23 protein-coding genes are annotated in these 20,010 nt (G+C 62.1%); 12 read left to right on the top strand and 11 right to left on the bottom strand.

What is annotated here, in order from left to right; genetic code table 11:
- Nucleotides 1–30: 30 nt before the first annotated feature.
- From B2G88_RS10620 to B2G88_RS10610, 3 genes are all read left to right on the top strand, one after another.
- On the top strand, nucleotides 31–549 hold the full coding sequence (locus tag B2G88_RS10620; RefSeq protein ID WP_087714742.1) for a DedA family protein: 519 nt from the start codon (nucleotides 31–33) through the stop codon (nucleotides 547–549).
- A gap of 72 nt (nucleotides 550–621) precedes the next feature.
- Nucleotides 622–1,005, top strand: a complete 384-nt coding sequence (locus B2G88_RS10615; protein WP_054862989.1) for a nascent polypeptide-associated complex protein — start codon at nucleotides 622–624, stop codon at nucleotides 1,003–1,005.
- 8 nt (nucleotides 1,006–1,013) lie between these two features.
- Nucleotides 1,014–1,814: a methyltransferase domain-containing protein gene (locus tag B2G88_RS10610; RefSeq protein ID WP_087714741.1), complete on the top strand. Its 801-nt coding sequence runs from the start codon at nucleotides 1,014–1,016 to the stop codon at nucleotides 1,812–1,814.
- Nucleotides 1,815–2,032: 218 nt separating this feature from the next.
- On the opposite strand, the gene B2G88_RS10605 is transcribed toward B2G88_RS10610, so the two are convergent.
- Nucleotides 2,033–2,341, bottom strand: coding sequence for a transcription factor S (locus B2G88_RS10605; protein ID WP_054862993.1), 309 nt, complete (start codon nucleotides 2,339–2,341; stop codon nucleotides 2,033–2,035).
- A gap of 87 nt (nucleotides 2,342–2,428) precedes the next feature.
- Entirely contained in the window at nucleotides 2,429–3,814 is a 1,386-nt protein-coding gene (locus B2G88_RS10600) for a hypothetical protein (protein ID WP_054862988.1), read from the bottom strand.
- Nucleotides 3,815–3,958: 144 nt separating this feature from the next.
- Between B2G88_RS10600 and B2G88_RS10595 the strand changes: the two genes are divergently transcribed.
- Nucleotides 3,959–4,852: a carboxypeptidase-like regulatory domain-containing protein gene (locus tag B2G88_RS10595; protein ID WP_054862987.1), complete on the top strand. Its 894-nt coding sequence runs from the start codon at nucleotides 3,959–3,961 to the stop codon at nucleotides 4,850–4,852.
- 276 nt (nucleotides 4,853–5,128) lie between these two features.
- Entirely contained in the window at nucleotides 5,129–6,445 is a 1,317-nt protein-coding gene (locus tag B2G88_RS10590; RefSeq protein WP_087714740.1) for an outer membrane protein assembly factor BamB family protein, read from the top strand.
- A 129-nt stretch (nucleotides 6,446–6,574) separates the two neighbouring features.
- On the opposite strand, the gene B2G88_RS10585 is transcribed toward B2G88_RS10590, so the two are convergent.
- Complete coding sequence (locus B2G88_RS10585; protein WP_054862984.1) at nucleotides 6,575–6,829, bottom strand: DUF5789 family protein; 255 nt, start codon at nucleotides 6,827–6,829, stop codon at nucleotides 6,575–6,577.
- Nucleotides 6,830–6,944: 115 nt separating this feature from the next.
- On the opposite strand from B2G88_RS10585, the gene B2G88_RS10580 reads away from it, so the two are divergent.
- Together B2G88_RS10580 and B2G88_RS10575 are read left to right on the top strand one after the other, a co-directional pair.
- The gene (locus tag B2G88_RS10580; protein WP_087714739.1) at nucleotides 6,945–8,282 is read left to right on the top strand and encodes an MFS transporter; all 1,338 of its coding nucleotides are present in this window, start codon (nucleotides 6,945–6,947) and stop codon (nucleotides 8,280–8,282) included.
- A gap of 54 nt (nucleotides 8,283–8,336) precedes the next feature.
- Nucleotides 8,337–8,840, top strand: a complete 504-nt coding sequence (locus B2G88_RS10575) for a DUF5797 family protein (RefSeq protein ID WP_054862983.1) — start codon at nucleotides 8,337–8,339, stop codon at nucleotides 8,838–8,840.
- A gap of 65 nt (nucleotides 8,841–8,905) precedes the next feature.
- On the opposite strand, the gene B2G88_RS10570 is transcribed toward B2G88_RS10575, so the two are convergent.
- The 5 genes from B2G88_RS10570 to B2G88_RS10550 all read right to left on the bottom strand — a co-directional run bounded on the left by B2G88_RS10570 (nucleotide 8,906) and on the right by B2G88_RS10550 (nucleotide 13,203).
- The gene (locus B2G88_RS10570) at nucleotides 8,906–9,877 is read right to left on the bottom strand and encodes an alpha/beta fold hydrolase (protein WP_054862982.1); all 972 of its coding nucleotides are present in this window, start codon (nucleotides 9,875–9,877) and stop codon (nucleotides 8,906–8,908) included.
- Between the two features lie 183 nt (nucleotides 9,878–10,060).
- Nucleotides 10,061–10,954 (bottom strand): hypothetical protein, encoded by an 894-nt coding sequence (locus B2G88_RS10565; RefSeq protein WP_140408838.1) that lies wholly within the window; start codon nucleotides 10,952–10,954, stop codon nucleotides 10,061–10,063.
- Nucleotides 10,955–11,102: 148 nt separating this feature from the next.
- Nucleotides 11,103–12,266, bottom strand: a complete 1,164-nt coding sequence (gene meaB / locus B2G88_RS10560; protein ID WP_087714738.1) for a methylmalonyl Co-A mutase-associated GTPase MeaB — start codon at nucleotides 12,264–12,266, stop codon at nucleotides 11,103–11,105.
- Nucleotides 12,263–12,679 carry a cobalamin B12-binding domain-containing protein gene (locus B2G88_RS10555; protein WP_087714737.1) on the bottom strand — a complete coding sequence of 139 codons (417 nt, stop codon included), beginning with the start codon at nucleotides 12,677–12,679 and terminating at the stop codon, nucleotides 12,263–12,265. Before B2G88_RS10555 ends, meaB begins: the two co-directional genes overlap by 4 nt.
- Nucleotides 12,680–12,777: 98 nt before the next feature.
- Nucleotides 12,778–13,203: a hypothetical protein gene (locus tag B2G88_RS10550; RefSeq protein ID WP_140408837.1), complete on the bottom strand. Its 426-nt coding sequence runs from the start codon at nucleotides 13,201–13,203 to the stop codon at nucleotides 12,778–12,780.
- A gap of 200 nt (nucleotides 13,204–13,403) precedes the next feature.
- On the opposite strand from B2G88_RS10550, the gene B2G88_RS10545 reads away from it, so the two are divergent.
- Together B2G88_RS10545 and B2G88_RS10540 are read left to right on the top strand one after the other, a co-directional pair.
- Nucleotides 13,404–13,979, top strand: coding sequence for a DUF7342 family protein (locus B2G88_RS10545; RefSeq protein ID WP_054862979.1), 576 nt, complete (start codon nucleotides 13,404–13,406; stop codon nucleotides 13,977–13,979).
- The gene (locus B2G88_RS10540; protein WP_054862978.1) at nucleotides 13,976–14,422 is read left to right on the top strand and encodes a hypothetical protein; all 447 of its coding nucleotides are present in this window, start codon (nucleotides 13,976–13,978) and stop codon (nucleotides 14,420–14,422) included. The genes B2G88_RS10545 and B2G88_RS10540 overlap by 4 nt, the downstream gene beginning before the upstream one ends.
- Nucleotides 14,423–14,428: 6 nt before the next feature.
- Here B2G88_RS10540 and gfo6 read toward each other — a convergent pair whose 3' ends face one another.
- Nucleotides 14,429–15,493, bottom strand: coding sequence for a D-xylose 1-dehydrogenase Gfo6 (gene gfo6, locus B2G88_RS10535; protein WP_087714735.1), 1,065 nt, complete (start codon nucleotides 15,491–15,493; stop codon nucleotides 14,429–14,431).
- Between the two features lie 174 nt (nucleotides 15,494–15,667).
- On the opposite strand from gfo6, the gene B2G88_RS10530 reads away from it, so the two are divergent.
- Together B2G88_RS10530 and B2G88_RS10525 are read left to right on the top strand one after the other, a co-directional pair.
- Nucleotides 15,668–16,339: an RraA family protein gene (locus B2G88_RS10530; RefSeq protein ID WP_087714734.1), complete on the top strand. Its 672-nt coding sequence runs from the start codon at nucleotides 15,668–15,670 to the stop codon at nucleotides 16,337–16,339.
- A gap of 132 nt (nucleotides 16,340–16,471) precedes the next feature.
- Nucleotides 16,472–17,665, top strand: coding sequence for a mandelate racemase/muconate lactonizing enzyme family protein (locus B2G88_RS10525; protein WP_087714733.1), 1,194 nt, complete (start codon nucleotides 16,472–16,474; stop codon nucleotides 17,663–17,665).
- Between the two features lie 105 nt (nucleotides 17,666–17,770).
- Here the strand turns inward: B2G88_RS10525 and B2G88_RS10520 are convergent, their stop codons facing one another.
- Nucleotides 17,771–18,097, bottom strand: coding sequence for a hypothetical protein (locus B2G88_RS10520; RefSeq protein WP_054862973.1), 327 nt, complete (start codon nucleotides 18,095–18,097; stop codon nucleotides 17,771–17,773).
- A gap of 133 nt (nucleotides 18,098–18,230) precedes the next feature.
- A complete protein-coding gene (locus B2G88_RS10515) occupies nucleotides 18,231–19,052 on the bottom strand; it encodes an SDR family NAD(P)-dependent oxidoreductase (protein WP_087714960.1) in 822 nt (273 codons plus the stop codon).
- A 191-nt stretch (nucleotides 19,053–19,243) separates the two neighbouring features.
- Between B2G88_RS10515 and B2G88_RS10510 the strand changes: the two genes are divergently transcribed.
- A complete protein-coding gene (locus B2G88_RS10510) occupies nucleotides 19,244–19,915 on the top strand; it encodes an HD domain-containing protein (RefSeq protein WP_087714732.1) in 672 nt (223 codons plus the stop codon).
- The last annotated feature ends 95 nt before the right edge of the window (nucleotides 19,916–20,010 follow it).

The following is a 20,010-nucleotide window of genomic DNA, read 5'->3' as shown; positions in this document are numbered from 1 at the left end:
ACGGTGAGCGTCCAGACCACGTAGCCAGCAATGTCGACAGCCACCGCCTTCCTCGAGTCCGCTCTCGCCGTTGTCCACGTCGTCGGATTGCCGGCGCTGTTCGTCGTCTTTGTCCTGAAGGGCGCACTCATCGGGAAGGTGTTTCCGACGAGTGTCTTTCTCTCGGGGTACGTCGCCGTGATGACGCCGACCTACTGGCGGGCTGCGCTTATCGTCGTGCTGGTGACGACGGCCCACGTACTCGGGCAAGGCGTTATCTACGCGGGAAGCAGACGCTACGGCGAAGACATCCTGTCGATGCTGCCGCTCTTGCCGTTCGATCCGGAATCGGAGACGTTCCAGCGGGTCGAACAGTGGTTCCATCAGTACGGTGGCATCGCCGTCTTTACGACGAATGTCATCCCCTGGAGTCGCGGGCTGATTGCGATCCCTGCGGGAGTGAGTGCGTATCCGAGCGGGCGCTACTTCGTCCACGTCGGGACCTCGACGCTCCTGTATCACGCCGTCTACGTCGCCGTCCCGCTTATCGGGATTGCCGTCCTGTTCTGACTGTCTCAACACCCCGAACTGTCTGCGAGCCAGACCGCAGGGTAAAAGGTTGCCGACCCCGACGTGTCGCGTATGTTCGGAGGAGGCGGCGGCGGACTCAACCCGCGCAAGATGGAACAGATGATGGAACAGATGGGCATCGACGTCGAGGATATCGACGCCGAAGAGGTCATCATCCGCACCGACGAGTACGACCTCGTCTTCGATGATGCCGAAGTCACGAAAATGGACGCCCGTGGCCAGGAAACCTACCAGGTTATCGGCTCGCCAGCAGAAGTCGAATCCGGCTCCGCCGGCGGCGCTACAGACAGCGCAGCCGACGACGCTGGCTCCTCGATCCCTGATGAGGATGTCGACCTCGTCGCGACCCGCGCCGGCGTCAACGAGGACGACGCCCGCGCCGCACTCGAGGACAACGACGGCGACCTCGCCGCGGCGGTCGAGGACCTCGAGTAATCCCGCACGTGACGGGACGCGATACTGACGGCGACGACAGCGCTGCTGCGGACCTCGAGAGCGAGAGCGAAAGCGACCGCGTGCCCGTCTTGCTCGTCCGCGGCGACCGCGAGTTTCTCGTCCAACCCGGCGAGGAGATGGGCACCGACCTCGGTGTCCTCGAGGTACCAGAAGACGTCCAGCCCGGCCAAACACTCGAGACGCACCTCGAGGAGGAGTTCCAGGTCCGACGACTCCGCGGCCCGGACCTCTTTCATCACTTCGAGCGCACGGGCGCGCCGATGGTCCCGCGCGATATCGGGCTGGTGATCGGCGAGACCGGCATCGCCCGCGGCGACCGCGTACTCGACGCTGGCACCGGAACTGGCGTCCTCGCGGCCATGATGGCGCGTGCCGGTGCCGAAGTCACCACCTACGAGCGAAAGGGTGACTTCGCGGATGTCGCTCGCGAGAACATGGACCTCGGCGGTGTTTCTGACACTGTCGACGTGCGAACCGGCGACCTCCTCGAGAATGTCGAGGCGCTCGAGTCGTCGTCGTTCGACGTGCTGACGCTCGATACGGGCGACGCCGACGAGGCAATCGCCCACGCACCGGATCTACTGGTCGAGGGCGGCTTCGTCGCGGTCTACAGCCCATTCATCGAGTCGACTCGCGCCGTCGTCGAGACAGCCCGCGAGGTCGGCCTCTCGAATATCCGCACCCGAGAGACCATCCAGCGCGAGATGCAGTTCGATGACCGTGGCTCGAGACCATCGACCGCGCCCGTGGGTCATACGGGCTATCTGACGCTCGCGCGCAACGAGTAGCGATTTACTGTTTTCGTATCGGCCGGGAGCGGACGCCGAGTATCACGAGGCGTCCGCAACTCGGGGAAGGGCAGGCCGTCACACCGTTATCGACCGCGAGCAGCCGCGAGGCTGCTTGCGGGCCGACGACTGACCCGAAGGGGAAGGAGGAGTGCTTTTCATCGAAGTTTTTCCGAGTGTGGTCGCGAAGCGACCGCACGCAGAGAAAAAGTTCGGTTCTAGTTATCGTCTTCGCGCCATTTGTGCTCGCACTCGGTGCAGATAAAGAAGCGCGTCTCGGATTCGTCGGCCGAGCGGATCTGTTGCATGTACCAGTGTGCGCGGTCGTTCCCACACTCAGGACAGAGCGCATCCGTTTCGGGCAGCGACGTTTCACCGGAGGACTCGATGACCTCGCTGGCTTCCTGATCGTCCGTGACGGTGTACTGCTCGGTGTTGCCTTTCGGTTTCGTGTAGCCGCAACTGCCACACTCCCAGGTGCCGTCGTCGGCTTTCATCATCGAACCGCACTCATCGCAAAATTCCATTAGTATCCGGCCTACGTCGGCCGACGGACTTAAGCGACCCGTTTGGTGGCTCCCAGCGAGCCTCGAGTCGCTGCCGTCGCAGCGCCGTCACTCGCTCTCAATCGCCTCGAGAACGGCCGGCAGTTCCGTCACGAACGCCTCGACCTCGAGATAGCCGAGTCGGAGTCGCTCGAGTGCAATCGCCCACTCCTCGTCGCTGTCCTCGTTGATGTCATCGAGGGTGCGCTCGAGTCGCCTGTCGGTCCAGTCGCGATCCTCGACAACGACGGTACAGAGGTGATGAACGAGCGGGTGGTCGCCGTCAGCAGCGAGACTGTTCTCGAGTGCGTCGTCAGCGCGACGGGCAGCCTCGAGGACGTCCTCCCCAGTCGTCTCGAACGAGGAGTACAGCGGGTCGTCAGTGTCGAGGTGACGTGGGGATGGGGTGTCCGCGAATGTCTCGAGCGTGCGTGCGACTGCGTACCGTTCAGCGATGAGGCGGACTGCGAGGGCAAGTCGACCGCGGCGGCGCTCGTCCGAGCCGTCCGATCTGTCAAATTCAAACGGCGTCCACATGTCGCGTGCGTAGGCTGCGTGCCCGTCGCCATAGCTGAAATCAACCTCCTCAGTGAGCGTCTCGATCTCATCCTCGAGTGCCTCGTATCTCGCCTCGAGCGCATCGGCCGCGTCGGTCGTGGTATCGGCGTCATCGTGGAGTTGTGCTTCGAAGCGTTCGATATCCTCACACATGGCGTCGGCGGCGAAGACACGCGAGGACGCCCGTGCCAGACCTTGTAGCCTGCGCCACTCGGACTCTTCGTCGGGATCAGTGTTCGGTCGTTGATTGAGGTGGTTTTGCTCGAGTTCGCGCTGACCCGAACCGATTGCGCGGCGGACGTCCTCGAGTCGCTCGTCGAGTTCGCCATAGGCGGCGACGGCCCATGAAAGGTCGTCCGCGTAGTAGTCGATTGCCCCAGCGACGGCTTCGTACTCGGCTTCGGCGGCCTCGAGTTCGTCGACGACGTCGTCGACGTCTCGCTCACCGCGCTCGAGCTGGGTCAACGCCAGCGCCTGACCTGCACTCCGCAATCCGTTTCGAAACTCATCGAGTAACTGGAGTCGCTCGGGCGGCGTGAGATCGTCACTGTCTGTAAGGCGGTCGTCGGCGTCGGCGAGGTCGTCTTCAGCGGACTCGAGTTGCGACTGTGCTCGCTGAACCTCGCGTGGGAGGGCGTCCAGTTGGTCATCGAAGTCGGGCCACGCGTCTCGAACGTCCTCAACGAGATCCGAAAGATCCGCACGGGCAGCCTCGAGATGGTCGTCGCTAACAGTGAGCGTTGTTGCGGGATCGAGGGTAGGCCGGTCACGGTCGCGAGCAGTCCGGAGGGCGTCCCGGTCGTCCCAGCGGCGGAGGCGACGCCGCTGGTGGTAGCCACCGAGACCGAGGAGACCGCCAACACTGCCGGCGGAAAGCAGGAGGGAACGTCGATCCATTGCCCCAACTGATCAGTAGAACGTCATAAGTTTTGTTGATACTCAGGGTAATCCGTTAATCTCCCGATAACGAGAGTAACACGCTCCGAAACGACTGTTTTCAGAAAGGATATACCGGGGTAGGCAGATGCTTTGACAGCTATCATGCACGCAAATCGTCGCACGTTCATTCGACGTTCAACGGCCGCGACCGCAGGGCTGTTCGCTGTTGCAGGCGCGACAGCAACCGCGACCGCGGACGAGCCAGCCGACGGCATGGCGCTCGTCGAGGGTCGCCTCCGGTACGGCGATATCCCGGCCAGAGACGTCACCCTCGCGTTCGATGAGGAGACGTCGACCGAGACGGCGAGCAACGGGCGCTACGAACAGGAACTCGAGCCCGGCACCTACACCGTCACGGTCGACGAAGGCGGCTACGTCGCCGACAGCGAGGAGATCGAACTCGAGGCGGGCGACACGACCAGCGTCAATTTCGACCTCGAGCGCGAGTGGGGACCCGAGGAGGGCGAAATCGAGGTCGCCATCGTCGAACCCGGCGGGGGCTCGACGCTCGAGTCGCGGGTGACGCTCTTTGGGAACGGTGAAACGCATAGTGCCATTGCACCCGATGGATGGGTTCCGGATGGTGATTACTGGACGCGGGGGTTTGTCGTTCCCGAAGGGTGGTGGGAGGTTCACGCAGAGGGCGTCGATGGGTTCGGAGATGGCTATGAAGAGGTATACGTCGAACCAAATAAGACTGTTCGAGCGGTTGTAGAACTAGGGAGCGAACCGCGGCCGATTTCAAAAAACAGCCTCATTACAGGGACGATCACAGACGAAGATGATGAGCCAATCTCGGACGCGATGGTTCGACTCCGTGATGACACCTCAACGATGATCGAAAGGGTGGATACTGACGGGCAGTTTGAACTGGAACATGATCCCGGCCAGTACACCCTCGAGGTCTTTGCAGACGGCTACGACCGCGCCGAGACGGACGTTGTCGCCCGATTTGGCCGCATGGTCGAGCCGGAGATCACGCTCGAGGCGGATTAACGACGTCTCGAGTCGGGAGGGAAGAGACGGTTCGGGCTTAGAGAATTTCTTTTCGAGGGCGTAGAGCGAAGGGGAGGAGGAGTTCGCAGAGATGGCTGACACAACAGAAGCATGAGTAGTTAGATCGCTGTCGAGAGCGCCGGAGACGACCAGTTAGACTGTTTTAGTGTATAATTATCCAAGTCAAAAGCGGACGATTTTGAATAATTCGGATCAGAATGTGAATGTTGCAGATTTTTGCAAAGCTGTTAAGGTGATACGTGATAAACGGTCTGTATGGTTAGTAACCCGACACGGTCCCCGGGCGAGACCACGACCACGGTTAGTCGACGAACTGCCCTGCAACTAACCGGTGGGCTCGTCGCCCTCTCCCTTGCCGGGTGTCTCGGTTCCGCAGAAACCGAGACGTTCGACCACGAGGATTGGCTCTCACTCGGCCACAACAACGGCAACACCGGCAAAACGAGCGTTCAGGGTCCAAGCGATCCCGATGAACGCTGGAGCGTCGATACCGAGCCGATCACGACCGCACCAGTCGTCGCCGACGATGTCGTCTACGCCGGCTCGGCTGACGGCACGCTGTACGCTCTCGATCTCGAGACCGGCGACGAACTGTGGACGTACTCCGTCGGCGAGGACATCTACTACACGCCGACAATCGCCGAGGACACGATCTACGTCGCCGACACCGACACGGTTCACGCGGTGACGACCGACGGCGACGAGGAATGGACTGCCGACGCCGACGGGCGGATTCACTCCGCCTGTACCGTCAGCGACGGCCGCCTCCACGTCTCGACCGACGTTCGCACCTCGATTCTGACGCTCGAGGCCGATTCCGGTGACGAGCTGTGGCGCGAACCGGGTGCCGGGCTGGGGAGTACGCCCGCTGTCGTAGATGAGACGGTGTACTCGGTGGGACAGATCATCGAATTCGACGAGGACGGCGAGCCGGAAGATAGCTTTCAGGGGGCCGTTGCCCTCGAGGCCGAATCCGGCGAGCGCCAGTGGGTGTACGACGAGTGGGACAGCGATGGCGGCTTGCCGATGAGTTCCCCCGCAGTCGACGACGAGCGCCTCTACGTCGGTACGGGATCGGGGGAACGACCGCTACTCGCGCTCGGTCGGGACTCAGGCGAGGAACAGTGGCGCTTTGACGCTCCCGAACTCGAGGCGGCACACGTGTCGAACGCACCGCCCGTCGTCGACGGCGATACCGTCTACGTCAGCGTTAGCGCTGAAACGAGTTCGGATACCCTCGAGCTTGTCGACGACGAGCAGGATCCAAGCAGTATCGTCGCGCTCGAGGCCGAAACGGGCGAGTCGCGGTGGGTCAGCGGGACTGACGAACTCGGGCCTGCGGTCGCGATGGGAGTTGACGTGCTCTACCGGCACACCTTCGGACAGGTGACGGCGCTTGACCCCGACAACGGGGAACCTATCTGGACCCACGATAGCGAGTTCGGACTCCCGTGGGAGGAGGTCGACGGTGTCGACTCCGTTGAACTGACGAGTGGCACGCAGCCGGCTGTCGTCGACGAAACGGTGATCGCGACGACCCAGTCGGGTGGTGTCTACGCCATCGGCGAGTAGGAAAATCGTCTGGGGAACCAATTTTCCGGCGTTCCCGTCGGACAGACACTGGTCCGTCCCAGTTGGTTCGAGTATGAAGTTGATTCGATCCGGCAATTGCTCATCCTGTCACTCGAATCTGGATCGCCACTAGCCCTCGCCTTCCGACTGGTACGGCTCGCCGACCGCCTCGCGCGGTAAGACGTTATGTAACGCAGTCTTGAGGTCGTCTGTCGACTCGAACTGGTTGGCCTCGCTGCGTTCGACGAGCGTGCCGAGGTTTCGTTCGCCGTCGGCGAGCAACAGGGTTGTATCCGAAAACTCGCTGGCAACTTCGTCGTTCGTTGCGGGGTACTCGAGGTCGGCGAGGACGGTTTCGATGCGGCTCAGTTTGATTTCGGACATGGACGGAGCTACGACAGCGGATGGCTTGTAACTCGTTGACGATGGGAGCGACAGTCCACCAGAGCGACGTTTCGGTTCGAAAGTATAAACGGGTGCGACGATGCAGTAGGGATGGATGCGACGACTGCTCGAGTGGTTCCGAACACCGGTTGGCTGGGCGAGTCGGCTGTTCCGAGTGGCCATCGCGCAGTTTGCTGTCGACCGGCGAGTGCTCGCGCTGGCGTTTGCACGGATGGCCGATGGCATCGGGAACTCGTTTCTGATTATCGTGATCCCGCTGTACGTGACGAGCGGGATCGTCGGCGGGGAAACGTTCGGCCTCTCGGAGTCGATGATCATCGGGATCATCCTTTCGCTGTTTGGATTTCTCAACAGCAGCTTTCAGCCGTTGACGGGCCGACTCTCGGATCGAACAGGGCGGCGAAAACTGTTTATTTTGATCGGGCTGGGCGGGCTGGCAGTGACGAACCTTGCGTACGTCTTCGCCGGAAGCTACCTCTCGCTGGTCGTTATCCGCGGCTTGCAGGGGATCAGCGTCTCGTTTATCATCCCCGCGTCGGTCGCGCTGGTGAACGAACTCGCGACGACGGGCGACCGCGGCGGCAATATGGGCGTCTACAACACGTTCCGGCTGGTCGGCTTCGGGGCCGGCCCGGTCGCCGCCGGCGCAGTGGTCAATCTCGGCCCCTACACGCTTCCCGGCGGATTGGCCATCAGCGGCTTCGACGCCGCCTTCTACATCGCCGTAATCACTGCCAGTCTAAGCTACCTGCTCGTGACCGTCCTCATCACGGACCCCGACACGACGAACGCAACCGCGGGCGCAGACCTCTCGATTGACGTCTGGGACCGCTCAGGGTCGAAGGTCTTCGATCCCATCTTCACGCTCGGACTCGCCTCGCTGTGTATGGCCGCCTCGATTGCCCTGTTTGCGACGATACAGCCACAGGTCAACGAACGTCTTGGGCAGGGGGCGACCTGGTTTGGCCTGCAGTTTGCGGCGTTTATCGTCGCCCAGATCGTCTTACAGACCCCAATCGGACGAGCCTGCGACCGGTTTGGACGCCGGCCGTTCATCGTCACCGGGATGGTCATCTTGGTCCCCTCGACGCTGGTTCAAGGCTTCATCCTGACTCCTGAGTCGATGTTTGTCGCACGGCTTGCTCAGGGGATCGCGGGCGCGATGGTGTTCGCCCCGGCACTCGCGCTTGCCGGCGATCTCGCGCCCGAGGGCGAATCCGGCTCGAAACTCTCCGTGTTGACGATGGCCTTTGGCTTTGGCATCGCCATTGGGCCGTTCTCCTCCGGCGCACTGATCGAGTACGGCTTCCACGTACCGTTTATCTTCGGCACCGTCCTCGCAGCGATGGGGGCCATCCTCGTCTACACGCAGGTCGAAGAGAGCCTCGAGTCGACGGAGCCGATTCCGTTGCCGTTCGTCGGGAGTGACTAATCGGCGACACGCGGGACGCAACGCAAAAGTACCGGATCCACATACGATGCGACGATGACGCTTTCGGAGGAGGCCAAAGGGCGCCTGGCAGACGTGGTGGAGCTACAGCCGACGAAAAATTCCGAGCTACAGGACCGATGGGGGGTCGAAAGCGGCAGTGAGGTCCACCAGTATCTCGAGAACGAACTCGGCGACTACTACTTTCGCGACGACAACAGCCTGATTCGCGCAACCGCGGAGGCCAACGATCTCGTCGATGTCGAACCGGGAATCGAAAGCGATCCAGACTCGGACGGCGCGCCCTCGCGCATTCGCGTCCCCGAACTGCAGGCACAGATCGTCGACGTACTCGCCGGTCCCGAGGAGGAATCGGAGAGCGTCGTCTCCGTGCTCCACAGCCTCCGCGAGGCCTACGATGTCGATCCGTCGGCTGAAGACGTCCGCTCGGGCCTCCAGAGTCTCCGCCGGAAAGACGTCGTCGAGGTCGAGTACCGAACCGTCCCCACGTTCCGACTGGCCGTCGACCGCGACGACCTCGAGGTTGCCGTCGCTGACTGATCGTACTACCGAATCGCGCTGGCTCCGAGCGATGACCGCAAGCGGTGCCTATGCGCAGGAGACGGTTACTCGTCCGAACTCGTGTCCGCACCCGCTGGGCCTGCCTCGAGGAGTTCTGCCGTCAGATACTCGACGAACCGGTCGGGGTGTTCGGCGTGTGGCAACTGCGTCGCGTAGTCGATGACGACCAGGTCGAGATCCGCAGCCGTGGCCAGGTCCCGCCCGTCTCGAAGCGGAACGAGTTCCGAATCACGTCCCCAGACGAGCGTCGTGTCCGTCTCGAGGGCGGCCAGTTCCGTCGCGAGGTCGAACTCGGGGTCGAGCGTGCCGGCGGCAAAGGATGCGGGAGCGTACCGAGCGCCCGGTTGGTGGGCGCTATCCCAGGCGTAGGCGATTTCTTCGGCGTCGATGCGGTCACTCTCGTAGTAGCCATCTCGGTCGTAGAAATAGCGCAGTGACGGTTTGCTCGCGAACAGATTGAACAGCGTCGTGCCGAGAATCGGCGTGCGAACGAGCGTGCGCAGCCACGGGCGTTCATCGCCGGTGTCGCCGGTCGGACAGATCAGGACGAGGTGAGCAAACTCGGACTCGAGTTCGGCGTCGCCTGCAGCGTCGACGGCGAACGCGCCGGTCAGTGAGGAGGCGACGACGAGTGGTGACTCGGTGACGTCGCCCGCGAAGTCACGGATGAACTCCGCATACAGCGTCGGCGAGTAGACAAGCGGCGGGCGATTCGAGCGACCAAACCCGGGTAGGTCGACGGCGAACACGTGATAGTCTTCGGCCAATCGCTCGAACACAGGGCTGAATTCGTTGCTGCTCGCTCCCGCGTGGACGCCATGAAGCAAGAGCATATCCGGATCGTTCGGATCGCCAGCAACGGTGTATCGTGTCTCCATCCCGCGCCAGCGATACGTTCGTTCGACGCCCTCGAGCGGGTTCTCGAGGTCGCCCGCCCGCTTTGTGAGCAGGCGATTGCCGACGACGGCTGCACCAACGCTTCCGAGCGCTGCACCGAGGACTGTTCGGGCGTTCATACGAGTTAGTATGGCCGCGATGGCCTTAGAACTGCGGTCAGTATACACCTCGTGAGCCGTACCGAAAAGTCGATCGTCGAAGGCTGTAGATCGTTCCTCCAGCGTGGAGTGTAGCCGAGGCGGCATCGACTCGTGGTCCGCGTTCTGGTAACCGGGGTTGGATACGTACCAGCGTACCCGCGTTCACTCGAACGGAGCCTCGCCTACGTGGAACATCGTGCCATCAAGCGCGGTACGGTCGGTGTCGACTGTCCCCTCCAGCCATCGGACCGGCCCGTCTTCATCGACGGTCACCGACGAGAGTGCGTCACTGTCGTCGCCGAGCTCTCGGAGTTGGTCAAGAGACATCTCCCCGTTCAGGTGGGCAAACCGCACGGCGGTCGTTTCGCCATCGACCGTATACCCAACACCGGACCCGGTAAACTCGAGGTCGTCCCCAGTCTGGACGTTCAACGAGGCGGTTGTTCCGAACCCGATACAGTCAATGAGCTGTTCGACGCCCTCGGCACGGTCCAACGGCGACTCCGCTCGCTCGGCTACGAGATCACGAACCACGTCTTCAGAAGCGAAACCGACGTTGACCGCTTCACCGTCTTTATAGAGGCCGTATCGGTCCTCGTCGTATGCGACTAGTTCATACCCGTTAACGGACCCGAGCGACTCGGCGTCGTCAACGGAACCCCCGTGGGTTGCCGTCGTTTCTCTGGCAGTGCTCGCATCGAATGAGCCACCGTACGCCTGAACAGACGGCGCGTTTACTAATTGGTCGGCATAAAACATCGCCCACTCGACAGTGGCCATGTCGGGCCCTCTGTTCAGCCACCCATTCACGTACTCCCCTCGCACGCGGTCGTGGAGGTATTCCTCGGCGGCCACCAGTTCTGTCGGCGATTCGAACCACATTTCAGACCGCATCTCCTCATCGATATAGTCGCTGGGGTCGTACAGCCAGTTACGGTAGGCTGCCCCTTCTTCATCGCCACTCCTCGAAGGCATATTGCAGCCAGCGATTGCCCCCAGTGCGAGCGTTGAGAGAGTGCCGAGGACCGTCCGGCGGGACGAGGGAGGGATGGACATGGTATGACGTGTCCGTAGTTGAAGAAAAAACATTCCGGTCAACTTCACAGTCCGCAGGCCTCACTGACTGGCTGTTTCATTCGATGTGTGTCTGAACATGAGTTTCAACGGCGTCACCTCGTGACAGTCCGCGAGTCAGCGTCCTCCCTCACTGCGAGGGGTCGTCACGTCCGAGCGTTGAATTACTGATATCTCTCTCGCTCCCGCCCCCGCCCTCAGTCTCACTACTGCGCTCGAGATTAAGGTCGACCTCCGCCAGACACGCCTCGAGTGGCTCGAGTACGGCATCGGCAATCGAGTACGGGTCGGTCTCGCCCGTTCGAACGGCGTCCGCGAGGGCATCAATCCCACCCGTGCGCTCGAGTTCGGCCTCGAGAAGGCTGTTGACGTCCGCCCGGAGAAGCGTCCGGATCTCCTCGGCGTGGCGCTTGCGTGCCAGTTCCGTGCGGGTCCCCGTCGACTCGAGGAACCCCCGATGGGCCGCGAGTTCCTCGAGAAACGCCTCGATGCCCTCACCGGTCGTCGCAACGGTTTCGACGATTGGCGGTGACCAGTTCCCAGTGTCGGCCGCGTCGGTCGTGGTCTCAGCCGCGGCCATTCCGTCGACGCCGTGATGTCCGGTCCCGCCAGTGCTCGTGCCCTCGCCGAGATGGATCATCTCCTCGAGTTCCTGGACCGTTCGGTCGGCCCCGTCGCGGTCGGCCTTGTTGACCACGAACACGTCCGCGATCTCGAGGATCCCGGCTTTGAGCGTCTGGATGTCGTCGCCCGACCCCGGCGGGACGAGGACGGCGACGGTGTCTGCGGTGCGGACGATATCGATCTCGTTCTGTCCAGCACCGACAGTTTCGATGATTACCTTGTCCTTGCCGAAAGCATCCATCGCCTTGACCGCGTCCGCGGTGGCAGTCGAGAGGCCGCCAAGCGTCCCGCGGGCGCTCATCGACCGCACGAAGACGTCCATATCGCCCACAGTCGAGGCCATTCGAATCCGGTCGCCGAGCACCGCACCGCCAGTAAACGGTGAAGAGGGGTCAATCGCGATGATGCCGACCGTTTCGCCCCGGTCGCGATAGGTTTCTGCGAGTTTGTCCACCAGCGTCGACTTCCCGGCACCGGGGCTGCCCGTGATCCCGATTACGTCCGCCCCGCCCGTGTGCGCGTAGAGGTCGGAAACGAGGTCCCGGTAGCCCGGCGCGCGATCCTCGATCTTCGATATGACGCGGGCCAGTGCGCGGTGTTCGCCCGCAAGCAGGTCCTCGAGTAACTCCTCGTGGCCACCCGCTCCGGCAGCGTCGCTAGCGCCGCTCATCGCTCGGGTGCGTTCTCCCGGACGAACGAAATGGTTTCTTCAATCGACGTTCCGGGGCCGAAAATCTGGGCGACGCCCGCCGACTCGAGCGCCGGACGATCCTCCTCGGGGATGACGCCGCCGACGAGCACGAGCGTGTCCTCCTTTGCGCCGTACTCCGCTAAGCCGTCCATGATCTTCGGGACGAGCGTGTCGTGTGCGCCGGAGAGGATCGAAATGCCGAGCACGTCGACGTCCTCTTGGACCGCGGCCTGGACGATCTCCTCGGGCGCGTTGTGCAGTCCCGAGTAGATGACCTCGAAGCCGGCGTCTCGAAACGCCCTCGAGATGACGTGTGCGCCCCGGTCGTGACCGTCGAGTCCGACTTTGGCGACGAGACACCGGATCGACGCCTCCTCCTGTTCGGTACTCATAGGCCCCTGTTCACCGCCCGACCGTTTCACGTTAACGGACGGCAGTATCTGGGATGATAACTGACCAGTCGTCGCAACGAAACCGATGAGGAACGCGGTTACAGGTCGATAGACTCGGCGTACTCGTCGTCTCGGTTCAAGACCTCAACCTCAGCGTACCGCGACGGATCGAATTCGATCACCGCGGTGTAGGAAACGCTGCCCGCACAGTCGACGCCGTCTTCGGCCCGTTCCCTTGTCTCGATTACACAGAGCAGTGGTCCCTCGTTTGGCTCGTCCTCCTGCGGAGTCAACAGGATCGACCGAAGACCTTCCCCGGCCGCCAGGTTCGTGACGACGCCGTCGGCAACGACCTTGCCCTCGGACTCCCGATGTAGCTCCGTACGGGTTTCGGTCTCGTCACAGAGCGCGTCGGTGATTTCGACCGCCGCATCCAGCGGCGATGGTTCGTCCTCGGACGACGTACAGCCTGCCAGACCGACCGCACCTGCAGTCAGCCCGAGCAGCAATCCGCGTCGTTTCACATTTTCAACTCGATAGTCATCGATAAAACTGTCACTCATTACGACGGCTCGGTATCTCGCAGCCGACGGCTACCGCGGCCGCAACGAAGAAGAGAGGAGAGGAGGCAGGAGGGAGTCACCGGCCCTTTCCGGAGTCTACAGATTCGTACGGAATATTCCATTGGCTAAAGATTTATTCCGTCGCAAGACGACAGCCGACTATGGAAGAACCGGACCCGGAACTGCAAGCGGACGCCGACGAGCGCGAGTCGGCGCCTGATTTCGACGCGCTGACGGACCCACAAAATCTCGTCCGCGGAGAGCGAACGCGCGACGACTTCTTCGACGCCGTCCTCGGACTAGACAGCCCGGCGACGGTCGGTGATATTGCCGACCTCGCCGGTCACGGCGTCGATGCGGCGCGGGAGTACCTGGACTGGTTCGAGCGGATGGGAATCGTGACGCAGGTCACCGAATCGCCGGCGACGTACGAACGAAACGACGGCTATCTTCGCTGGCGTCGCGTCCAGCAACTCCAGACCCAGTACACGGTCGATGAACTCCTGTCTGCGCTCGAAACCGAACGAGCGGCTGACGAAGAGTTCGCCGTAACGTTCGGGGTCGACTCACCGAGCGACATCTCGATTACCGAATACGCCTCAGCGACTGACCAGCCAGTTGCGGATGCCTGGGAAGAACTTTCATCGTGGCAGACGACCCGCCGCCGAATCGATCTCCTCGAGCGCGCGCTCATGGCTGATTCCGGAACATCGACCGACGAACGAACAGCCGTATGACCGAGCGCAGCGACGACACGTGGGGTCGCGACGATAGCGGCGCACCGGTCGATTTCGACCGATTAGAGACGATTGCAGATCGACTCGAGACAAACGAGCGGTTTGAACGCGTCGACAGTCACCCCGCGTTCGCGCCGAATCGTGTGGTCTGTGTCTACGAATCGGCGTTCTACCCGCCCACCGTCGAGACGGCTCGAGTCGAATACATCTGGTTCAAAAACGGCGATTTCACGATCCAGTATCACGAAGAACACACTGCAGGAACGTTCGATCATCGGTGGGATCGCCACCCATCAGACCACAACGCTCGTGAGCACATCCACCCGGGACCCGACGCACCGACCCCGGGGATCGATACGTCCCATCCCGAAGATTGGCGCGATGTCCTTACAGCGGTCCTGCAAGAGATCGAGGAGCGACAGCGAGCGTTCTGGACCGAGTGATCGAACCTACAACTCGACTCGAGTCCCCTCCTCGGCCGACTCGTACACCGCCTCAGCGATCTGGACGTCAGTGAGCCCGTGTCGACCGTCGGGTGCGAGACCCATCTCCGTCAGCACCGCGGTCGCGAAGTAATCGAACTCCTCGCTGACCTCGTGGGGAGCAGCCACGGTGCCCTCGAGGTGGCTCCCATCGACATCAATCGTCAGGTGGCAGGCGTCGTCGACGCCGAAGACGGATTCGACGACGATCCGGCCCTCGGTGCCCGTGATAGCGAATCGACTCGCAACCGATGCGCCGAAACTCGCGGTACACGAGGCCGTGACGGCATCGGGAAACTCGAGTTGCGCGGCGACGTGCTCGTCAACGCCCTCGAAGGCTGGGTCGGGGTTGTGCGTCGTGCCGCGGGCGGCGACGGGGTCGGCGTCGAGCACGTATCGGGCGGTGTTGATCGGATAGATGCCGATATCCATCAGGGCGGCCCCGCCCGAGAGGTCGGGGTCGATCCGCCACTGATTCGGGTCGCCGCCGTTTGCGAGCAGCGGATACGAGAACTCCCCGTGGATCTGTACGGGGTCGCCGATGAGGCCGTCCGCGACCTGCCGGCGAATCCAGCGGATCGAGCGGGCGGCCTGCATCCGGTAGGCAGTCATCAGCGGGACGCCCGCATCTTCACAGACCTCCACCAGGCGCTCGGCGCGGTCGGCATCCGCCTCGAGTGGCTTCTCACAGAGGACGGCCTTCTCGAGGTCGGCGGCAGTCTCGACGTGTGGGAGGTGAAGTGCGTTCGGCGTGACGACGTAGACCGCGTCGTAGTCCTCGCTGCCGACGCCGTCGGCGTACTCCTCGTAGGTGAGCGCGTGCTCGGCGTCGAACTCGCTCGCGACCTCGGCGGCCTTTTCGGGCGAGCCGCTGACGACCGCGGTTGTCTCGCAGTAGTCCGACTCCTCGATACAGGGGAGTGCGGTGTTGCGCGCGAAGCCACCGAGACCGATGACGGCAAATCGCAGCGGGGCGTCCGAAACAGGCCGATCCCAGTCTCGCTCGAATCGCGTCGGGAGCTCGAGTGTCATGGTAGCCACGTCAGCACGCGGCATATAGTAGCCACCGAATGCGGCCGTGTCGGCCGAAACTGTCTGGCTGGAAACTTACTCACATCGTACTCACTCTCGAAGCGAAACCGGCAGAGGTCGGTGCCGGTAGCCGATATTTTATACCCCGCGCACAAGGTGCCACCGAGCACGACAATGGTAACCAGTGAACAGCGTGAAACCTTGACGAATTTCCACAGCGCCCTGCTAAACGATGTCACCGACGAAATGGGGATCAAAGACAACGTGATTCCCTGTACGCGCCTCGAGTCCCTGTGGTCGCGCGAGCCCACAGTCGGCACTGCCCATCCCGCCCAGCGCGTTGAAATTGGCTACGAGAAAGAGGGCGATGACGATGAAGACGAAGGCTCTGAGTTCTTCGACTATCTCGAGGCGACCGATCCCGGCGATTTCATCGTGATGGCCGCGCCCAAAGACACGGAGGTCGGCCTCTGGGGCGAACTCCTGAGTTCGATTGTGCAAGAAAACGGCGCGGAAGGTGCGCTCATCGACGGCCCAACGCGGGATTCGCGACTGATCGAAGAACACGAGTTTCCCGTCTGGGCGGAAGGCCACAGCGCCATCGAGTCGTTCGGTCGCGTCGCCTTCCAGGAGTACGGCGTCCCCGTCGAGGTCCACGACGTAACGATCAACCCCGGCGACGTCGTCTTCGCCGACTACGAATCCATCGTCGTCATCGACCCAGACGACCTCGAGCACGTCATCGACGAGGCTGAAGACGAACTCGAGACGGAGAACAAGGTTCGCTCGGACATCCGCGACGGCGACAGCGTCTACGAGGTCTGGGATCGGTACGGGACGCTCTGATCGGCCTCGAGCGGTAGCCGACAACCCCAGTTCGCATCGGTTCGTGAGCCGTAGGACTGTTCTGTCCCGGAGAAAACGGCGACAGGTGCGGGTATGTGACGATTTATATGTTGGAACCCGACAGAGGGTGACATGGAACACGAGAGTGCGCCCCGCGACGTCGCGATTACAGATATCCAGACGACGACAATCGGCGAGACCTTCGAGTGGACGCTCGTCCGCATCTACACGGACGCAGGCGTCACCGGCACCGGTGAGATGGTCCTCGGCCCGCGGGCGGACGCCTACCTCCACGAGGTCAAACCCATCATCATCGGGAAGAATCCCGTCGATATCGACGCGCGCTGTACGGAACTGTTCGACTACCTCTCTTACCGCGGCGGCATCAACGGTATCGGCGTCACCGCGATTTCGGGGATCGACCTCGCGCTGCACGATCTGGCCGGCAAACTGCTCGAGGTGCCCGCCCATCAACTGCTCGGCGGGAAACACCGCGAAGACGTTCGCGTCTACTGCGACGTCCATGCGGGCGACCACCTCCACGACGCGATGGACGACGAGTCTGACGAGGATCCGTACGATCCCGAAGCCTACGCTGGGGCGGCCGAAGCAGTCGTCGACGAAGGCTGGGACGCGATCAAGTTCGATCTCGACAGTCCTGACAAGCACGTTCAGGACCCGAAAAACAAGCACCTGAACGCTCGAGCAATCGACTTCCGCGCTTCCATCGTCGAGGCCGTCACCGAACGCGTCGGCGACCGCGCGGACATCGCCTTTGACTGTCACTGGAGCTGGACCGGCGACACTGTCCGCCGACTCGCCTCGGCCGTCGAAGACTACGACGTCTGGTGGCTCGAGGACACCGTCCCGCCGGAAAATCACGACGTCCAGGAGTACGTCACCCACAACACGGACACCACCATCGCCGCGGGCGAGAACATCTACCGGGTCGAGGGCGCGCGCCAGTTAGTCGAGAATCAAGGCCTCGATATCATCCACCCCGACGTGCCCAAAAACGGCGGCATGCTCGAGACGAAAAAGATCGCAAACCTCGCGAAAGCCTACTACATCCCGCTCGCGTTGCACAACGTCGCCTCGCCCGTTGGCACGATGGCCAGCGCCCACGTCGGAGCCTCGGCCTCGAACTTCCTCGCGCTCGAGTACCACGCCCGCGACGTGGACTGGTGGAACGACGTGGTCGAGGAGGACATTCTCGAGCCGGGTCGGATCGACGTGCCGGACGAACCCGGCCTCGGCGTGGAAGTTGACCTCGACGTGGTCGCAGCGCATATGAAAGACGGTGAGGAGTTGCTTGACGAGGCGTAAGCCGACGTCAAGCTCACGGAGCTTCGCTCCGGGTTGTTTGACGAAGCTTGACTGGTAGTGGGATGCGCTGGTCAGAACGATGGCTATTGGAAAGCGATTCTGCAACTAAGACGTAAAGAACGAATCGAGCCCCACACCCTCTTCTTTCGGTGGTTCGATACGTACTGGGACCCCATCAATTTCGTCGGGAATCTCTGCTGCAAGATCATCCTCAACGTGAACCACCGGTTGAAAAACGGTGTATCCAGCAATAGCTTGGTCGCCCGTTTCTAGTCCAGACCCAGTAAATCCCGGCTTGTCACCGAATTGATCGCGTAACGTCTGAAGAGCGTGTTTGGCTCGTTGATTGTATTCGTCCCACGCTTTTGGAACGCGCTTGGTGGCACCTCCGTTTGGTCCGTCCTCAGTCGTCACTTCGATCCATTCGGTCATAGACGAATATTGTCACCAATCACACAATAATTTTGCGCTGGACCAGTCTGAAATCGATTTTGAAGGAAATAGAGACCATCTGTACTGCGCGCAGGCTTCTCGGGTGCGCTAGATTACCGACCGTGTACTAGTTCTATGTTTCAGCGTCCCCAAAATTCTCCTCCCACTCGAGGCCCGTTCCAACCGCCGTCGCACCGCCGTCGACAAGGAGGTTCTCGCCGGTAATGAACGACGCCTCGTCGGAAGCCAGAAAGAGAATCGCATCGGCGATTTCTCGAGGTTCGGCCGCGCGTTTCAGTATCCCCGGCCCGTCCGGATTCGGGGTTGTCTCCTCCTCGAGCATGGCCTCGGCCTCCTCGGCGTCGTCAGGGAGGTGATAGTCAGTGACGACCCAGCCCGGCGAGACGGCGTTGACGCGGATACCGTCGCTCGCATGATCGCAGGCCATATCCTTTGTTATCGCGACGATGGCTCCCTTGGTCGAGTCGTACTGCGCCCAGTCGGGCCGAGCGAGCCCCGCGCCGACTGAGGCGATGTTGACGACCGCGCCGCCGTCGTCCATGAGCGGGAGCAGATGCTTGGAGCAAAATGCGACGCCTTTCTGGTTCACCGCGAGGATGCGGTCCCAGCTGTCCTCGTCCGCCTCGGTAACCGGTTTTGGATCGACGCGGATGGCCGCGTTGTTCACGAGGATGTCAACGCGGCCGAACGCCGAGTCAACTGCGTCGGCCATCGATTCGACCGCCGACTCGGAGCCGACGTCAGCCTCGAGTCCCAGTGCTGTCTGGCCTGTCGCGTCGGTAATCTCGTCGGCTACTGTCTGTGCTTCGTCGCCGTCTCGGTCGACGACGACAACCGTTGCGCCTTCCTCGGCGAGGCGGTGACAGGTCGCTTCGCCGATGCCGCGTGCGCCGCCCGTGACGACCGCAACCGACTGTGAGACACGATCCGTCATACCCGTCGGGTTGCGCCCCAGAACCGTCATCCTTGGGGCACCGGCTGATACTGATCGGGCTCTCGAGAGGCCAATTGTTTGATAAGCCGCCACGATCCGTGAGAGAAAGTTCCCTGAACCAAAGGCTAAAGAGCGAAACGACCGAACATTCTCCCAATGACTATCGTTCGTCTATTGCGGAGGGATCTTTCGTGGGCGTTGAGATAAAAGAAACCAGGGTCACCGACGCCGAATACGAGGCGATGAAGCAGTTCGTCTTCGAGTATCTCGCGGCTAGCGTCGAGAAGGAAGAAGAAGGCGGGCGCATGCGCTGGTATCCGTGGCACTCCGCGGAGTACCGGCACAACCACATCCTCAACGTGGTCGAACTCTCTGAGGAGATCGCCCGCGAGGAAGGCGCAGACGTCGACGTCACCCGCGTCGCCGCCCTCTTTCACGACGTCGCAAAACTCGAGACCGACCAAGAACTGCACGCCGAAGCCGGCGCGCGCGTCGCTCGCGAGTACCTTGACTCCCGCGTCGAGTACCCTGAATCGTTCATCACCCAAGTGTGTCGTGCGATTGAACACCACTCCTATCAGGGCGACTTAAACGACGTCGCACTCGAGACGCAGTGTCTCATCGAGGCCGACATGCTCGATAAAGTCGGTGCGAACGGCACCGCGCTCATGCTGTTGCGGATGGGCTATGAAGCCCGGACGCACATGGATTGCAACGAGATGGTCGAGCGCGTCCTCGAACGTGGCTACGACGCCGCCTCGCGCGTCCAGAGTGACACTGCTGAGGGAATCGCCCACCAGCGACTCAAACGCGTCAAGTGGTTCAGCGAGTGGCTCGAGGACGAGATTGCGGGGATGGGCTGAGACGGCCCCGGAGAGTCGTTCTCACACAGCACCCATCCACACAGCGTCGTATTTTTCATCGGACTCGTGAGTAGATATGCAGCAACTAGCCCCAG

Origin of the sequence: Natronolimnobius baerhuensis (assembly GCF_002177135.1) — an archaeon.
GTDB lineage: Archaea > Halobacteriota > Halobacteria > Halobacteriales > Natrialbaceae > Natronolimnobius > Natronolimnobius baerhuensis.
This window is presented reverse-complemented; position numbering and strand designations above follow the sequence as displayed.

What these genes read in the sequence shown, in the direction of transcription:
- B2G88_RS10605 (WP_054862993.1), bottom strand. Translation starts at nt 2,341, where the DNA reads ATGGAATTTTGCGATGAGTGCGGTTCGATGATGAAAGCCGACGACGGC.
- B2G88_RS10520 (WP_054862973.1), bottom strand. Translation starts at nt 18,097, where the DNA reads ATGACCGAATGGATCGAAGTGACGACTGAGGACGGACCAAACGGAGGT.
- B2G88_RS10540 (WP_054862978.1), top strand. Translation starts at nt 13,976, where the DNA reads ATGACCGAGCGCAGCGACGACACGTGGGGTCGCGACGATAGCGGCGCA.
- B2G88_RS10555 (WP_087714737.1), bottom strand. Translation starts at nt 12,679, where the DNA reads ATGAGTACCGAACAGGAGGAGGCGTCGATCCGGTGTCTCGTCGCCAAA.
- B2G88_RS10580 (WP_087714739.1), top strand. Translation starts at nt 6,945, where the DNA reads ATGCGACGACTGCTCGAGTGGTTCCGAACACCGGTTGGCTGGGCGAGT.
- B2G88_RS10585 (WP_054862984.1), bottom strand. Translation starts at nt 6,829, where the DNA reads ATGTCCGAAATCAAACTGAGCCGCATCGAAACCGTCCTCGCCGACCTC.
- B2G88_RS10600 (WP_054862988.1), bottom strand. Translation starts at nt 3,814, where the DNA reads ATGGATCGACGTTCCCTCCTGCTTTCCGCCGGCAGTGTTGGCGGTCTC.
- B2G88_RS10530 (WP_087714734.1), top strand. Translation starts at nt 15,668, where the DNA reads ATGGTAACCAGTGAACAGCGTGAAACCTTGACGAATTTCCACAGCGCC.
- meaB (WP_087714738.1), bottom strand. Translation starts at nt 12,266, where the DNA reads ATGAGCGGCGCTAGCGACGCTGCCGGAGCGGGTGGCCACGAGGAGTTA.
- B2G88_RS10570 (WP_054862982.1), bottom strand. Translation starts at nt 9,877, where the DNA reads ATGAACGCCCGAACAGTCCTCGGTGCAGCGCTCGGAAGCGTTGGTGCA.
- B2G88_RS10515 (WP_087714960.1), bottom strand. Translation starts at nt 19,052, where the DNA reads ATGACGGATCGTGTCTCACAGTCGGTTGCGGTCGTCACGGGCGGCGCA.
- B2G88_RS10615 (WP_054862989.1), top strand. Translation starts at nt 622, where the DNA reads ATGTTCGGAGGAGGCGGCGGCGGACTCAACCCGCGCAAGATGGAACAG.
- B2G88_RS10525 (WP_087714733.1), top strand. Translation starts at nt 16,472, where the DNA reads ATGGAACACGAGAGTGCGCCCCGCGACGTCGCGATTACAGATATCCAG.
- gfo6 (WP_087714735.1), bottom strand. Translation starts at nt 15,493, where the DNA reads ATGACACTCGAGCTCCCGACGCGATTCGAGCGAGACTGGGATCGGCCT.
- B2G88_RS10590 (WP_087714740.1), top strand. Translation starts at nt 5,129, where the DNA reads ATGGTTAGTAACCCGACACGGTCCCCGGGCGAGACCACGACCACGGTT.
- B2G88_RS10595 (WP_054862987.1), top strand. Translation starts at nt 3,959, where the DNA reads ATGCACGCAAATCGTCGCACGTTCATTCGACGTTCAACGGCCGCGACC.
- B2G88_RS10575 (WP_054862983.1), top strand. Translation starts at nt 8,337, where the DNA reads ATGACGCTTTCGGAGGAGGCCAAAGGGCGCCTGGCAGACGTGGTGGAG.
- B2G88_RS10565 (WP_140408838.1), bottom strand. Translation starts at nt 10,954, where the DNA reads ATGTCCATCCCTCCCTCGTCCCGCCGGACGGTCCTCGGCACTCTCTCA.
- B2G88_RS10620 (WP_087714742.1), top strand. Translation starts at nt 31, where the DNA reads ATGTCGACAGCCACCGCCTTCCTCGAGTCCGCTCTCGCCGTTGTCCAC.
- B2G88_RS10545 (WP_054862979.1), top strand. Translation starts at nt 13,404, where the DNA reads ATGGAAGAACCGGACCCGGAACTGCAAGCGGACGCCGACGAGCGCGAG.